Origin of the sequence: Companilactobacillus metriopterae, assembly GCF_004117915.1 — a bacterium.
Taxonomy (GTDB): Bacteria; Bacillota; Bacilli; order Lactobacillales; family Lactobacillaceae; genus Companilactobacillus; species Companilactobacillus metriopterae.
Window position 1 is genome coordinate 920,191 of the sequence record NZ_RSTD01000001.1, and the last position, 13,937, is coordinate 934,127.

Consider the following 13,937-nt stretch of genomic DNA (forward strand, 5'->3'; position numbering starts at 1 on the left):
ACACTTTTTTGAAAATTATCTATCAACACTCTCATAGTTTATTCCATTCTTTAAAAAGAGGTCACACCATAATAGCGTGACCTTTTTTAAGACATAGTTATTTTAGATACAGAAAAGCCTAGATTATCTCTCAAGAAATACATACCTTGCTTCATTGATTCTTTAATTGAGCTGATATCTCCAGATAGAACCACTGATCCACTGAATCGATCAATGAAGACAATCTTAACCAAACCCGATTTAGTAGCAATATCTGAAGCGATTGCCGCTGCCTCAGGAGGAGTGATTGTCATTATCCCTATTGAGATATTGTCATCATCAATTCCTATCGTTTTTAAAACTTCAGAATCAGGTTTTGATATCACATGAGCCAAGGTAATTTGTTTTCCTGGAACAGACTCTTGTATAACTCTCTTTAATTTTTCAGTCATTTTATCATTTCCTATACTAATCTAAATACATCTCTAGCAATTACAATTTCTTCATCAGTAGGAATCACACAGATATTTACTTTACTTGAATCACTACTAATAACCAGTGAATTATCTTTATTTCTAGATTCATCTATTTCTGCACCAAGATAAGTAAAGTTTTTCATAACACTTGATCGTATCGAAGAATCGTGTTCTCCAACACCTGCAGTGAAAACTATCGTATCAACGCCATTCATTGTAGCAACATATGAACCAATGTAGCTTTGAATTCGATGAACCATAATATTTACAGCTAATTGTGCTCGTTGATTTCCTTCTGATGCAGCCTTTTCAACATCACGAATATCGTTAGAAACTCCTGATATTCCCAATATTCCAGATTTAAGATTCAAAATATCTTTGATCTGCTGGCTATCCAAATTTTCATGTTCTTGAAGAAATGGAATAATTTGAGGATCGATATCTCCTGATCTAGTACCCATGACCAAGCCTGCTAATGGAGTAAAACCCATTGAATTATCAACTGTCTCTCCATTTTGAATCGCAGATATACTTGCTCCACTACCCAAATGACAACTAATTATCTTAGATGATTGATGTGGAAACAAGTCTTCAACCTGTTCTTTTATGTATTGGTGACTGGGACCATGAAATCCAAATCTCTTTATTCCATATTTTTCATAATACTCATATGGGATAGCATACATTGAGTTTTCTTTTGGAATTGTAGTATTAAAAGAAGTATCAAAAATTGCTACCTGAGGAGTATCAGGCATCAAATTTTCAAAAGCTTTAATACCCAATAAATTGACTGGATTGTGTAGAGGAGAAAGAGCCGATAAACGATCTATTGTATCTTCGACTTTTTTATCGACTACAACAGATTGTTCATACTCTTCCCCACCATTTGAAATTCTATGACCTACACCTTTAATTTCAGACATATCATTAACAATATGATTATCAATAAGACCATCAATAACAAGTTGTACAGCAATTTTATGATCTAAAACACTAAGTGTTTTTTCAAATCTATCATCACTAGTTTTGATATAAAAACTAGCATCATCATGACCTATTCGATCTACCTGACCACTTGCTATAGCAGTTTCTTCAGGCATCTCATAAAGTTTGAACTTTAATGAAGAGCTACCTGAATTTATAGCTAAAATTTTTGATACCATGGAATTCTCCATCCTTAAATATACTTATCCAACTATTTTTTTATAGATATTTAGCAAATCTTCATCAGATGGTTCTACTGGATTGTACTTATAGTTTCCATCTTTTTTGGCATATTCAACAACTCGATCTGCTTCTTGCATTGCATCTTTTGCTGTAATTCCAAATTCCTTCAATGACTTAGGACAATCCATTTGAGTCATCATCAAATGAATCTGACGAATTATTTTTTTAATAGCTACATTGTCTGCAATATTTTTAGAAACTAGTCCACAACGTCTAGCTGCATCAGCATACTTTTTCTGTGCATTTTTATCTGCACGTGCATTGTACTCAATAGCATATGGCAATGTAATAGCACATGCTAAACCATGTGGCATATGATAAATTGAACCCAATTGATGAGCAATTGCATGAGCAATTCCTAATCCAGCATAACTAAATGAAGCACCTGCAGCAGCTGAAGCCTCATGAATGATTTTACGTAATTCTATATTTTGTGGATCTTTAGTCACTTCTACAAGATGATCAAATATTACACTCATAGATTTTTCTGCTAAAGCATCTGTAAATAAATTATTATCTTTACCAACTAGAGCTTCAAAATCATGTGTCAAAACATCTAATCCTGAAAATGCAGTTACAGATTTAGGGGCACTCATTACTAATTCCGGATACAAAATTGAAATATCAGGAATTAGATAATTTTCAATAATTGGAAATTTGACTCCATTTTTATCATCAGTGATAACCGCAGCATTGGTAACTTCAGAACCTGTTCCACTTGTTGTAGGGATTCCAACAAAGCAACCGATAGGACTATTTGTTATTTTTTCACCAAAGAATCTGATTGCTTTAGCTGTATCTATGGCAGATCCACCACCGACTGCAACCATCACAGTTGGTTTGACATTAACAAAGAATTTAACTCCACTAGTTATGTTTTCCAAAGGAGGATCAGGTTTTACATCAGAAAAAATCTCGATAGTATTTCCTGAATTAAGATGACTTGTGATTTTATTAAATTCTTTAGTATCAACTAAAAATGGATCACAAACTAAAAGGATTTTTTGATTTTTAAAATTATCTAATTTATTTAAACTATCACTACCTGAAACAATGATAGGTTTTAAGGTAAACTCTGACATTTGAATTTTTCCTTTCTAGTTCCAAGATCTCAATGAAAATCCTTGTGGTGAATTTAGTCTTCTACGTCTTGTAAATGACTTAGAAGTTGTTGTTCCTTCTCCAGTTGGTGTAGCAATAGTTAGAGCTGATGCTCCTGTATAACCAACACCTGTACCTGAATATGTAGGACCATTGACAACAAAAATTGATGTATTCATACGATGTGCAGCTTTGTTGATTTGTACCAAATCTCTAGAGTGGATTGAAGCAGTATGATGATTACCATTTTCTGAGAATACGGCAGTAGCTAGTGTACTTTCAAAATCAGGACATGCAACAATCGGAATAATTGGCATCAACATTTCAGTTGTATTGAATGGATGTTCTTTATCAGCTTCCAAAATAATAATTTTTGGATTGCCAGTATATGAAATATTGGCTTGATCTAAGATAAATGTGGCATCTTTACCGATAAATTTACGGTCAGGTTCACCACTTGGTTGAATTGTCATTCCTACTAATTTATCAATATCAGCTTTATTTCTTAGTAAAAATGCACCTTCTGCTTGAAGTTTTTGGATTAGTTCTGCTTTAACAGGTTGTTCAACAATAATTTCTTTTTCAGCAGTACATAGGATGTCATTATCAAATGAAATTGAATCAACTAAGTTATGGGCTGCCAAATCTATATCAGCAGTAGCATCAACAATTGCTGGAGGATTTCCTGCACCTGCACCAATTGTTTTCTTGCCACTTGTCATTGCTTGATGAACAACAGCTGGACCACCTGTAACAGCTAATAGAGCTATATCAGGGTGTTCCATCATTCTCTGAACAGATTCAATACTTGGTTCACTAATACTTACGATCAAGTTCTTTAGTCCAGTAGCTTGATAGATGAATTCATTCATCTTTTCAATTGTCCAGCGAGTAATATTCTTAGCACCAGGATGAGCACCAAAGAATATAGTATTTCCACCTGCAAACATCATAATTGCATTTGCAATTACTGTTTCTGATGGATTAGTACTTGGACCTACCGCACCAATAACACCATAAGGTGCATATTCGTACATAATAAGTCCACCATCACCAGTTTCAGCTTCTGGTTGAAGAAGTTCAGAACCGGGAGTATTGTACAAAGCATTGTTTAATTTTGCTATCTTTGCATCAACAGTACCCATTCCTGTTTCTTCTTTGATTTGTTTTGCCATCCATTCAATATAAGGCTTGAAACCTTCCTTAATTGAAGTTATGACTTTTTCTCTAGTTTCAATTGAGCAATCCATGAAGATATCTGAAGCAGCTTTTGCTGCAGCAATTGCATCATCGACATTATTAAAAATTCCATTGTTACCATCTGATGAAGATCCTTGCACTGAAGTATCTAAACCATTGGATTTTTGTAATTCTTCACTTAAAATTGCACGAATTTTTTCTTCTAAATTATCCATACTTAATTCCTTTCATAATGTATTCAACAATTGACTCGCAAATAGCTTGATCTTCTTCGACTGCTCCACCACTCACGCCAACAGATCCAATAATTTGATTGTTTACAACAACTGGAATTCCACCTGCAAATGATACAAGTTTTCCATCCAACATTGTTTCCATCTCATATAATGGTTGACCAGGTTGAATTTGAGGTCCAACTTCTTTAGTTGGCATCTTCATAGCAACAGCACTCCAAGCTTTTTTAGGAGCAAGTACAGCACTAACCATATTTGCATTTGGCATATGATAGGTTAGGATTGGTTGAGCATATGCATCAGTGATACACATTGTTACTCCAACGCCTAATTCATTTGCTTTCATTTCTCCTTGGTCTAAAGCTGATTGTAAGTTTTTTCTAGAAAAAACAGACACACCATCTTGATTTGTTATTGAGCTTTGCATTTTCACAAAAATATTTTCAGGTGTCATGATTTAACTTCTTTCCTTATATTCTTTGAGAACTTTTTCCACTATTTCATCTTGCTGGTCTATATAGTCTTCATCACGCGCAAGAATATAGAAAAAATCTGATAGACGATTAACATACTTCATTAGGTCAGGTCTCACAGTTGAAGTATCATTCAATTGATCCACTAGACGTTCTGCTCTTCGGCAAACAGATCTTGCAAGGTGAAGATGAGCTCCGGCGACACTTCTACCTGGAAGTATAAATTCATGTACTTCCGGTAACTTTTTGGTGTACTCATCAATGACTTCTTCTAAAACCTTAGTGTCATTTCCATCTACTCGCTTACTTTTACTATAGAATCTATCGGTATCTTCATTAGCTAATTCGCCAGCAACTAAAAATAAGTTGTTTTGTATTGTATCCAACAAATCTATGTTCTTGGAACTTTTACAAAATTTTTGAGCGACACTAACTTGTGAATTACATTCATCGATAGAACCATATGTTTCAACTCGCAATGAATATTTTTTTACACGTGTTCCATCAAAAAGTGAAGTACTACCTTTGTCACCTTTTTTTGTATAAATAGCCATCATTAAAACCTCTACTTATCAAATCTATCGACTATACCAACAATTGCAGAATCAGCGGCTTCATTTCTATTTTGACCGTTAGACGAATCAGAAATTCTTGCTGCTGCTCCTCTAACCATAAGAACTGTCTCGCCAATACCTGCTCCAACAGTATCTACTGATACCTCTTCACTACGAATATTGTTTCTAGAACTATCTATGGGTTGGACAATCATTAATTTTTTACCAACTAGAGATTTTGCTTTTTGCGTTGATACTACACTTCCTACTACTACACCCATGTACATATCATTCAGGCCCTTCAATTAATATTATTTTTCGTTTTTTTATTTCTTCCAGTGCTAGATTCGTTAACTTTTGCTTAGTCGTTACATACAGATAAGAATCACTATTCAAATTCATAACACTAGAAAGAGTAATGTTACGACGATTTAAAGTATTAATTGCTTTCTTTTCTTTACCAAAAAATTTGCCTGGAAATAAATTAATTAAATTCCAAGGAATCAATTCAATATTTGAAAATCCCAAATAAATACTAAAATTTATATCATAATTTACTCCTCTTTGAATCCAATTGATCCAATCATCATCAAAGTTCCAATCCTTAAGAGAATATATAAAAGATAGATCCACTTCATGGATTTCAATATTTTGATAAGTAAGAAATTCATTTTCATCTGGACAATCGTCAGAAAATTTGACCTTAAGCGTTTTTTGAGAGCGCTCATCTAACAAGTTCATAATCATTTCGACCATTGATTCATGACTATTCATCTCGTTTGGCCACCTTTCCTAAACTATTGTTCGTTGACAATGTATGCTTTAGTTCCGTCTGTAACTCCTGCTGCACTGGCTTCATCTGTATCAATGTGCATTTCCAGAACAAAATCTTTTCTTGGACGTGCAATGACATCTTCGTAGATAGTTGTTCTGTCATCAGATGTAATTTTTACACTCACAGAATCTCCATATTTAACACCAAATCTTGCAGCATCATCTAAATTCATATGAATATGACGTTTTGCAGCAATTACACCTTGAATTTCAATTTCAGCATAATCAGATTTCACTTTTAGTGAAGGTGTATTGTCCAAAACTCCAGATAATCTAATTGGAATTTGAATACCTAAATCAAATGATTCACTTCTTGAAATTTCAATTTGAGAATGTGATCTTGTTGGTCCAAGTATACGTACGTTAGGAATTTCATTCCCATTTGGACCTACAATTGTAATCATTTGCTCTGAAGCAAAATCAGAAGGTTGTTTCAATTGCTTGAATACTTTCATTTCTTGATTTGGGAATAATTTTGCAAAGTCCTCATCAGTTAAATGAATATGGTGGTTAGAAACTCCAATTGGAATTCCGCCATCATCATTTTTAGTTAATTCTTCTTCAATAATTCTACGAATCATTGAACGTAATTGATCGTCGTTCATAACTGATTATCCTCCACAGAATTATTTGTTGTTATTTGGTAGTAATTTTTCAACATCTGCGTGTGGACGAGGAATTACGTAACTTGATACAACTTCTCCAACTTCTTCAGCTGATGCAGCACCTGCGTCTACAGCTGCTTTAACAGCTCCAACATCTCCACGAACAATAACTGTTACTAGTCCTGAACCAATTTTTTCGTATCCTTCTAATTCAACATTTGCTGCCTTTACCATTGCATCTGCTGCTTCAATTGCTCCAACTAAACCTTTTGTTTCGATCATTCCTAATGCGTTATTCATAATAAAAATCCTCCAAGATTATTTTGTTTTATTTGTATTTTTTTGATTATTATTTTGTGCTTTTGGTTCTACTTTTTTTGCTGTTTCTTTAACACCAAACTTCTTTGGATCAAATGCAGGACGTGCAATAACTTTAAAGCTAACAAGTTTATCAGTTTGTTCTGCTAAATCTTGTCCAGCGGCAATTGCTGCATTAACTGCACCTACATCACCAGATATATAAATAGTCATCCAACCATTTCCTTTAGCTCGTTCAATCTTATCAATTGAAATATCGGCTGTTTTAACCATTGTATCGGCAATATATATTGAAGTTGAATAACCTTCTACTTCAACTAAACCTAGTGAATCATTCATCTTTTAATCACCTTCTTTAATTTCTTTAAATGGAATTCCTTTTACCAACCTAGCAGCATTTGTACCTAAATGATTTAGATTTTCAAGATCTGTAGTTCTCACTCGGAACAATGGTTCATCTTCTGGCAAACTCTTTTGATGTAAATAAGCAAAAGAATCATCAAAAGCTATACCCACTCCTAATTGAGAGGACAACGATGCTTGATATGCTTTTTTAATTGTTTCCATTGAGGATAAGTTTTCTATCTTCTCATCATCAACAAATGTAAAAGGGATTTCTTCTTCTTCAATACCGTAATAAATTTGTTTAATATTTTCGTTATCAATACCAGATGCTATATAGATACTAGGTTTTTTAACTTCCATAACTTAACCTCTTATCTTCAGCATATGAAAGGATCAATCCAGTAGCAACCGCGTTTCTAGGACCTTCTATTGCTCGAATATTTCCTCGTCCAGCTACCAAATTATAATGTGAAAGTTCATCTGTAACCAGCTGTGGTATTTCGAAATCTAAAGCAGATCCTCCCACAATTACAACAAATGGAATATCACGAATATTTCCAGTAGGACTAACATGTTTTAAAGATCTAATAGCATTTTGAACAAAAACACGTTTTTTAGCAGTTTGCCTAACTGACTTAATCTTCTCAATACTTAAATCACCCGGAACAGGTGAAAATCCATCTGGTTTAACTACTACAATATTGGCAAATAAATTACCCGGTAAAGCTTTGTCAAAGAACTGAACACTACCATCTTCATGACGGATAAAGAACAAGCTCTCCACTTTTGCAAGTGGATATTTTTTTATATCTTCTGCTAAATATAGGTCATCTAAGCCAAGCTCCGAATTAATGATCATTGAGACCATATCTCCAGCACCGGCTAAATGAATGGCTACAGACTCACCTTCTTTATTGATGATAGAAGCGTCAGTTGAACCTGCACCTAAATCCAATATTGCCATTGGAGCAGAAGTACCTGGTGTTGTCAGAGCACCCAATATTGCTGACTGCGCTTCAGCACCACCTATTTCAACTTTTACATTGAATTTCTTTTCAATTTCATCTGCAATAATTGACATTTGCAATCTATCAGATTTAACCATAGAAGCAATACCAACTGCCTGCTCCATTGAAAATTCACCGGCTAGTCCACCTTTAACGTCAATCGGAACGGATGTATTAACCGCCAAAAGATCCTGAATGAATATCTCACTCATTTCCTTATCAGTTAAATTTGCCATCGTTTCTCTAACACGTTCTAGCATTCCACCAATGTTAGTACCTGATTCTCCAGTAACATTATCAATTTGCTTAAAAGAAGAAATTGCTTCCATGATTTTATCGGCACCTGCTGACAAATCAACCTTTTTAGGCATTGGAGTTCCTTGAATTTCAATTGAACCCGCTGGAATAACTCTTTCTTTAACATCACCTTTAGGGGTTTTAATTACAACAGCTGATCTATTTCCAATCAATGCTCTAGAAACCGGAACAATATTCTTAGTTTCCTCTGAATCTAAATCAAACACTGTTGCTATACCGTAAGGATTAGATAATTGTGATATTACCTGACCTTTTTCTGCGACTTCCACTGCTGCTAACATTCCTATCGGAATTTTTTCAATAAAAGCAACCTCATCAACTATAGGAATACGATTCTTTATACGATTATCAACTAAGACACCGTCATCAGATTGAAGTATTGCAGCAGAAATCTTAAAACCATTGTCAACATAAGTGTTGATTAGCTTTGCCGCATCATCAAAATCAATATCTTTATTGATAATTACAATATATTGTCGATCTCGATCCTGTTGATTATAAAGATCACGAATATCGACTGTATATCCAATTCCTACACCGACACCACCTGGTGTCTTAGGATTATGACCAATCATTGTAGACTCAGTAATGATAGTCTCAGTAATGGTTTCCATGGCAACATCTCCAATAACCGGAGTTGCTTCATTTATCCTAATAAGATCGACTTTATCAATTGTGATATTGCTTTTTTCCAACAAACCGTTAATTGAATTCTCAATACCTAGCATATTTTGCTTTGTACCCTTAATTCCGGTTGTATCAGCAATATTAGAATTTATAAAATTAATAGAACCATTATCTTCGACATCAGCTAAAACTACTTCTGTAGAAGAATTACCAATATCAACGCCAATTACTTTTTCCAAAAACTAATTGTCCCCTTTAAGTTTCTTTCTGATTTCATATTCAGAAGCAGCTTCTCGGACAAAGTTTGCAGTAATAACGGCGTTATATTTATTTTGTAACTCATCGGCAATATCTAATAATTCTTGTTTAGAAGATCTATATGGTCTTAATGAACCATACATTTCAAGCAATCTTTCATCAGGAATGCTTGTTAATTCAGCAGCTCTATCCATATTACTTTTAATGGCTTCACGACCAGAATTCTTAGCAATTTCTCCTTGAGCTTTCAATGTATCTGAAGAAATACGTAAATCTTCTGGTTTAACCTGACCATTAATAGCAGCTTCTAGAGTTATTTCACTAACATTTTTTCCTGTAGGTGCATTGACCATTTCTGGATGTTTTTGAAATAGCGGATAATCATCTCTAGTCATCTCACGGTTAAGTGCTTGTGTTGCTTGTTTAACTGGTTCAGGCTTTGGTTCACTTGAACTAGCATCTTGAACGTTATTAACGATTTTACTAATTAAGTCGTCAATTTCTGTCATACCAATTACCGACCTTTCATTTCATTAATCAAAATTGATTTCTATTTCATCAGGACCTTTTCCCGGTACAACATACTTAGTTTCTTTAATATGCATCAAAGCTGATTTAGCTTGATATTGAACACGAGACATTTGGTCATTAACTGTAGGAACAGGTGATGGTGATTCACCTTTTGCATAACTTGCTGCATTCTTTCCAATAGCACGGTAAGTATCCAGATCAATAACAGGAGCTTGTGGAAATAGTTCCAGGTTAGACAATGGTTCTAGATCTTTTTGATGAATAATTGTCGTTCCCTTAGATTGAATTGATATGGCTACTCCAGATCCGGAGTATTCATCACCTTCCGCACCTGCAAATGAAACATCTGCAGTACGATATACTTTAATCACACGTGCTTTCAATCCCTGTTCTTCAATACCAGCAATAGTTTGTCTCAAAATTTCTTTATGAGGAACACCTTTTAAATTTTCAGTCATATGTTCTGCAAATCCTGGTAAAACGGCAATCACAACTTCATCAGAAGAGGTTCCTTTTTTAGCAGGTCCAACATGTTTAAACCAATCTAATTTTAAAGGTGCATCCATTCCTGGCGCAGTCGTATTAGATTCTGGTTGAACTTCTTTAGGTTTATCAGCGACCGCTGGTGAATCAGTATTAGAAGTGCCAAAATCAACGACTTTTTCATTACTTCGTTGTTCATCAATTACTTGACGAATTATTTTTCTCAATAAATCTTCATTAACTTCATTTGCCATTTTTACACCTCCTACACCAATTTTTTAAACATCAGATGGATTGATTGCCATTGGAACATTTTTAATCTTTTCCCATAACTCATCTTCCATGTGATATCCAGTTCCTGGTCCGTTATAATCGTTTGAATTATTTACAGCAGATATAACATTCCAATCTTTGTCAAAAATTGCTGAAGTTTGTAAAAAGTCACCAGCTATTCTTTGTTGTAGAAGTTTCAATACTGCATCAGCAACATCTTCAAATCCACCTTCATAAAGTGATTTGATAATATCAACACCAGTAATGCCTCGATCCATGATATCTTGAGCTGATTTCATATCTTCAACCATATTTCTATCTGGCATATCTTTAGATGTGAATGCATATGTAGCTGCTTCTACTTCTTCATCAGTAATTTCAGGAAGATTTAATCCCTTAAATACTGATTGAAGAGCTCTAGCTGCTTTATTTCTCACTCTGATGATGTCTTCTTCTTTAACTGGAACAATACCACCATTAATCTTCAAGTCACGTTGCATTGCGTAATAATCATCGTAATCCATCGCATCTGTGTTAGATCCGGCAAAAGTATTGTCATAGTTAGGGACTGAAGAATATCCTGATGAGATATAATCTGTACCTGCCAAAAATTGACCAATAAGACGTTCTGTTCTTCTGATATCAGAGTGTGAGAATGCTTGATCATTACCAGATGCACATTCAATATCTAACATCATGCACAATAGATTTTCTCCAAGAACTTCTCTGATTCCTGATGGAACTGCACCGGGGATTCCGATACAACTAACGGCACCATTTTGTAATCCTTGAACACCACAACCCTTTGTAATAAAGATACAACGTGATTCAAGATACAACATTGACTTACCTTCAGCGTATCCCATCATAACTTCTGAACCTGATCCAGAAGTAAAACGCATTTTTAATCCACGAGATGCGTAACATGATGCTAGAAATCCTTTAGACCAAGGAGTATCGTCACCATCTGTAAATACTTGTTCTGTACCATAAACAGAAATTGTTTCAGCATAAGCAGTAAAACCTCTCATACCCAAACTCAATTCCATAGCTTCTTCGACTGAACATTGTGTAATTACTCCAGGACGACCAGTTTGTGCACCAACCATAATTGAAATGGCATTTAAAGGCGCATAACGAGCAACAGCTGTTGTTGTTTCTTGTTCTGGGAAACCTCTAAAGGCAGCATCTGCAGCATCTGCAGCAATCAATACTGGATTATCTCTGATATTAGTAACGTGACATTGAGATGCAGGCATCTTACGAGGACGCATCTTTTGAACCGCCATCATCATTTCAACGAAATTTAGTTGACAGATAACATCTGCTGCTTTGGCAGGTGTCATACCAGTTGTTATAGGAATAATTTCCTCACGTGTTACATTTGGATCACATAACATATTGGCAATTTTTACTGAATCCATTGCCATAACTTTTTCAGCATTTTCAATTTTAATAGAATGCTTGGCAATAAATTTATCAATCAAATCAAATTCGTCTTCGGTTTTACCATCCATTTCAACGATTTCACCGTCACGAACTGTAACACTTGGTTTGGGGTCATTAGGACCATCCATTGCTACAAAACCTTCTTCAGGCCATTCGTCAACGAATCCATCCAAGTGAACAGGTCTTTTTTCTATTTCTTCAAATCTTTTTTGTCTTTTCAAATTTTTCACCTCTTAGAAAAGTGATCCAGAATTTTAAATAATGTATGAAGGATAATCGTTTGTAGGTGTACCACCTAAACTTGATAATAATTTAATTCCTACATCACGAGCAGACATAACTGCTTGTTTCACAGCACCAGATTCACCTGTTATATGAAGAATACCTTCATTTGAAAAACTTGTTCCATGTGCTGGTGAAGCAAATGATAGAACTTCAACATTTGCCGCTTTAACTGCAACGTCTGCCATAACTAGTCCAATTCCTGCAGGTGCACCTGAAACCATTCCATATGCTTGTCCCTCAGGAACACCAAATGCCATATTACATGCTTGACTAGCACGTGCTGTGTATTGGAATTCTAGGTGTCCGGCTTCAGTATTGTAGATATCGCCAAACATATCAGGAACTCTATTAAGAGCTGTACTAATAGCTTGTCGAACATCTGAAACATCATTTCCACCAATTAAAATCAATGAACCATGACCTGCTCCACCTTTTGTATCTCTAGGCAATTGAATACTTATAACTTCTGTATTAGTGCTTTTTACAGCTTCGTCCATTGCCAATATTTGAGGACCACCACCTGATCTTGCTGAAAGAATTCCGACAGATTTGAATGGTTTTTCAACATGTAGATGTTTAAAAAGTTCTGGATCCACATTAGCAATAGCCATGCCAATTGTGTCTCCTATAGGAGCTGTTCCGATAAATTCTGTTACTCCAACTGATAAGTTGTTCACTTGCTTATCCTCCTTGCCACTACTAACTACACCTTCTTGTAATACTTGTCCCAATATTTTGTCTACAAGAGTATTTTTATCAAGTTCCTGCATAATAACTACCTACTTACAAATTTTATAATTTAGAAATAATTAGCTTTTCAATATCTTCATGTGGACGAGGAATTACAAAGTTAGATGTAACTTCTCCAATATTTTCTGCCGCTGCAACACCAGCATCAACTGATGCATTAACAGCTCCAACATCACCACGAACCATTGTTGTAACCAATCCGTGTCCAACTTTTTGTTGACCAACAAGTGTTACATTAGCTGCTTTTAACATTGCATCTGCTGCTTCAATAGCAGGTACCAATCCGTTAGTTTCTATTAAACCTAATGCTTCTAGTGCCATAATTAAATCCTCCAAAATTATCTAAATTTACTTACAAATAAAATTATATACAATTTTAACGATTTTTAGACTATTTTTTTTATACTTGTTGATCAATAGAGCGTTGATAGATAGTTAATTCACAATTGAAATTGTTTATTACCATATGATAATTGCGTATATATTCACATAGTCAACCAACTGATATAGCTAAAGACAGCAAGAATTTATAAATATGAAGCGTTTTCATGTTTTTACATTATTTTGTACTATATGACCATAGAACACTACTACATCGGGTTTTCTATATA

Annotated in this window: 18 protein-coding genes; all 18 read right to left on the reverse strand. The window is 34.7% G+C overall.

Going from position 1 to position 13,937, the window contains the following annotated elements; genetic code table 11:
* Positions 1-86: 86 nt before the first annotated feature.
* The 18 genes from EKN01_RS04780 to EKN01_RS04865 are packed head-to-tail and all read right to left on the reverse strand — an operon-like array spanning position 87 to position 13,647.
* On the reverse strand, positions 87-431 hold the full coding sequence (locus EKN01_RS04780) for a BMC domain-containing protein (protein WP_099975022.1): 345 nt from the start codon (positions 429-431) through the stop codon (positions 87-89).
* Positions 432-442: 11 nt separating this feature from the next.
* On the reverse strand, positions 443-1,618 hold the full coding sequence (locus EKN01_RS04785; protein ID WP_129045200.1) for an acetate/propionate family kinase: 1,176 nt from the start codon (positions 1,616-1,618) through the stop codon (positions 443-445).
* 24 nt (positions 1,619-1,642) lie between these two features.
* Entirely contained in the window at positions 1,643-2,764 is a 1,122-nt protein-coding gene (locus EKN01_RS04790) for an iron-containing alcohol dehydrogenase (RefSeq protein ID WP_129045201.1), read from the reverse strand.
* A 15-nt stretch (positions 2,765-2,779) separates the two neighbouring features.
* Entirely contained in the window at positions 2,780-4,198 is a 1,419-nt protein-coding gene (locus tag EKN01_RS04795) for an aldehyde dehydrogenase family protein (protein WP_129045202.1), read from the reverse strand.
* Positions 4,191-4,670, reverse strand: coding sequence for a GlcG/HbpS family heme-binding protein (locus EKN01_RS04800; protein WP_099975026.1), 480 nt, complete (start codon positions 4,668-4,670; stop codon positions 4,191-4,193). Before EKN01_RS04800 ends, EKN01_RS04795 begins: the two co-directional genes overlap by 8 nt.
* A gap of 3 nt (positions 4,671-4,673) precedes the next feature.
* Positions 4,674-5,243 carry a cob(I)yrinic acid a,c-diamide adenosyltransferase gene (locus EKN01_RS04805; RefSeq protein WP_129045263.1) on the reverse strand — a complete coding sequence of 190 codons (570 nt, stop codon included), beginning with the start codon at positions 5,241-5,243 and terminating at the stop codon, positions 4,674-4,676.
* Between the two features lie 11 nt (positions 5,244-5,254).
* Entirely contained in the window at positions 5,255-5,530 is a 276-nt protein-coding gene (locus tag EKN01_RS04810; RefSeq protein ID WP_099975028.1) for a EutN/CcmL family microcompartment protein, read from the reverse strand.
* A gap of 1 nt (position 5,531) precedes the next feature.
* On the reverse strand, positions 5,532-6,017 hold the full coding sequence (pduM, locus tag EKN01_RS04815) for a PduM family microcompartment protein (protein WP_129045203.1): 486 nt from the start codon (positions 6,015-6,017) through the stop codon (positions 5,532-5,534).
* A gap of 23 nt (positions 6,018-6,040) precedes the next feature.
* Positions 6,041-6,682, reverse strand: a complete 642-nt coding sequence (gene pduL / locus EKN01_RS04820) for a phosphate propanoyltransferase (protein ID WP_099975030.1) — start codon at positions 6,680-6,682, stop codon at positions 6,041-6,043.
* Positions 6,683-6,703: 21 nt separating this feature from the next.
* Positions 6,704-6,985 carry a BMC domain-containing protein gene (locus EKN01_RS04825; protein WP_277750446.1) on the reverse strand — a complete coding sequence of 94 codons (282 nt, stop codon included), beginning with the start codon at positions 6,983-6,985 and terminating at the stop codon, positions 6,704-6,706.
* A 15-nt stretch (positions 6,986-7,000) separates the two neighbouring features.
* Positions 7,001-7,339 carry a BMC domain-containing protein gene (locus EKN01_RS04830; RefSeq protein WP_129045204.1) on the reverse strand — a complete coding sequence of 113 codons (339 nt, stop codon included), beginning with the start codon at positions 7,337-7,339 and terminating at the stop codon, positions 7,001-7,003.
* Between the two features lie 3 nt (positions 7,340-7,342).
* Positions 7,343-7,705, reverse strand: coding sequence for a glycerol dehydratase reactivase beta/small subunit family protein (locus EKN01_RS04835; RefSeq protein ID WP_129045205.1), 363 nt, complete (start codon positions 7,703-7,705; stop codon positions 7,343-7,345).
* The gene (locus EKN01_RS04840; protein ID WP_099975034.1) at positions 7,695-9,536 is read right to left on the reverse strand and encodes a diol dehydratase reactivase subunit alpha; all 1,842 of its coding nucleotides are present in this window, start codon (positions 9,534-9,536) and stop codon (positions 7,695-7,697) included. The genes EKN01_RS04835 and EKN01_RS04840 overlap by 11 nt, the downstream gene beginning before the upstream one ends.
* 3 nt (positions 9,537-9,539) lie before the next feature.
* Positions 9,540-10,064, reverse strand: a complete 525-nt coding sequence (locus tag EKN01_RS04845) for a diol dehydratase small subunit (RefSeq protein ID WP_099975035.1) — start codon at positions 10,062-10,064, stop codon at positions 9,540-9,542.
* A gap of 24 nt (positions 10,065-10,088) precedes the next feature.
* The gene (locus tag EKN01_RS04850) at positions 10,089-10,823 is read right to left on the reverse strand and encodes a propanediol/glycerol family dehydratase medium subunit (RefSeq protein ID WP_129045206.1); all 735 of its coding nucleotides are present in this window, start codon (positions 10,821-10,823) and stop codon (positions 10,089-10,091) included.
* Between the two features lie 24 nt (positions 10,824-10,847).
* Complete coding sequence (locus tag EKN01_RS04855; protein ID WP_099975037.1) at positions 10,848-12,512, reverse strand: propanediol/glycerol family dehydratase large subunit; 1,665 nt, start codon at positions 12,510-12,512, stop codon at positions 10,848-10,850.
* A gap of 33 nt (positions 12,513-12,545) precedes the next feature.
* Entirely contained in the window at positions 12,546-13,346 is an 801-nt protein-coding gene (gene pduB / locus EKN01_RS04860; protein ID WP_129045207.1) for a propanediol utilization microcompartment protein PduB, read from the reverse strand.
* Between the two features lie 22 nt (positions 13,347-13,368).
* Entirely contained in the window at positions 13,369-13,647 is a 279-nt protein-coding gene (locus EKN01_RS04865) for a BMC domain-containing protein (protein WP_099975039.1), read from the reverse strand.
* Positions 13,648-13,937 lie beyond the last annotated feature (290 nt).

What these genes read in the sequence shown, in the direction of transcription:
- EKN01_RS04780 (WP_099975022.1), bottom strand. Translation starts at nt 431, where the DNA reads ATGACTGAAAAATTAAAGAGAGTTATACAAGAGTCTGTTCCAGGAAAA.
- EKN01_RS04785 (WP_129045200.1), bottom strand. Translation starts at nt 1,618, where the DNA reads ATGGTATCAAAAATTTTAGCTATAAATTCAGGTAGCTCTTCATTAAAG.
- EKN01_RS04790 (WP_129045201.1), bottom strand. Translation starts at nt 2,764, where the DNA reads ATGTCAGAGTTTACCTTAAAACCTATCATTGTTTCAGGTAGTGATAGT.
- EKN01_RS04795 (WP_129045202.1), bottom strand. Translation starts at nt 4,198, where the DNA reads ATGGATAATTTAGAAGAAAAAATTCGTGCAATTTTAAGTGAAGAATTA.
- EKN01_RS04800 (WP_099975026.1), bottom strand. Translation starts at nt 4,670, where the DNA reads ATGACACCTGAAAATATTTTTGTGAAAATGCAAAGCTCAATAACAAAT.
- EKN01_RS04805 (WP_129045263.1), bottom strand. Translation starts at nt 5,243, where the DNA reads ATGGCTATTTATACAAAAAAAGGTGACAAAGGTAGTACTTCACTTTTT.
- EKN01_RS04810 (WP_099975028.1), bottom strand. Translation starts at nt 5,530, where the DNA reads ATGTACATGGGTGTAGTAGTAGGAAGTGTAGTATCAACGCAAAAAGCA.
- pduM (WP_129045203.1), bottom strand. Translation starts at nt 6,017, where the DNA reads ATGAATAGTCATGAATCAATGGTCGAAATGATTATGAACTTGTTAGAT.
- pduL (WP_099975030.1), bottom strand. Translation starts at nt 6,682, where the DNA reads ATGAACGACGATCAATTACGTTCAATGATTCGTAGAATTATTGAAGAA.
- EKN01_RS04830 (WP_129045204.1), bottom strand. Translation starts at nt 7,339, where the DNA reads ATGAATGATTCACTAGGTTTAGTTGAAGTAGAAGGTTATTCAACTTCA.
- EKN01_RS04835 (WP_129045205.1), bottom strand. Translation starts at nt 7,705, where the DNA reads ATGGAAGTTAAAAAACCTAGTATCTATATAGCATCTGGTATTGATAAC.
- EKN01_RS04845 (WP_099975035.1), bottom strand. Translation starts at nt 10,064, where the DNA reads ATGACAGAAATTGACGACTTAATTAGTAAAATCGTTAATAACGTTCAA.
- EKN01_RS04850 (WP_129045206.1), bottom strand. Translation starts at nt 10,823, where the DNA reads ATGGCAAATGAAGTTAATGAAGATTTATTGAGAAAAATAATTCGTCAA.
- pduB (WP_129045207.1), bottom strand. Translation starts at nt 13,346, where the DNA reads ATGCAGGAACTTGATAAAAATACTCTTGTAGACAAAATATTGGGACAA.
- EKN01_RS04865 (WP_099975039.1), bottom strand. Translation starts at nt 13,647, where the DNA reads ATGGCACTAGAAGCATTAGGTTTAATAGAAACTAACGGATTGGTACCT.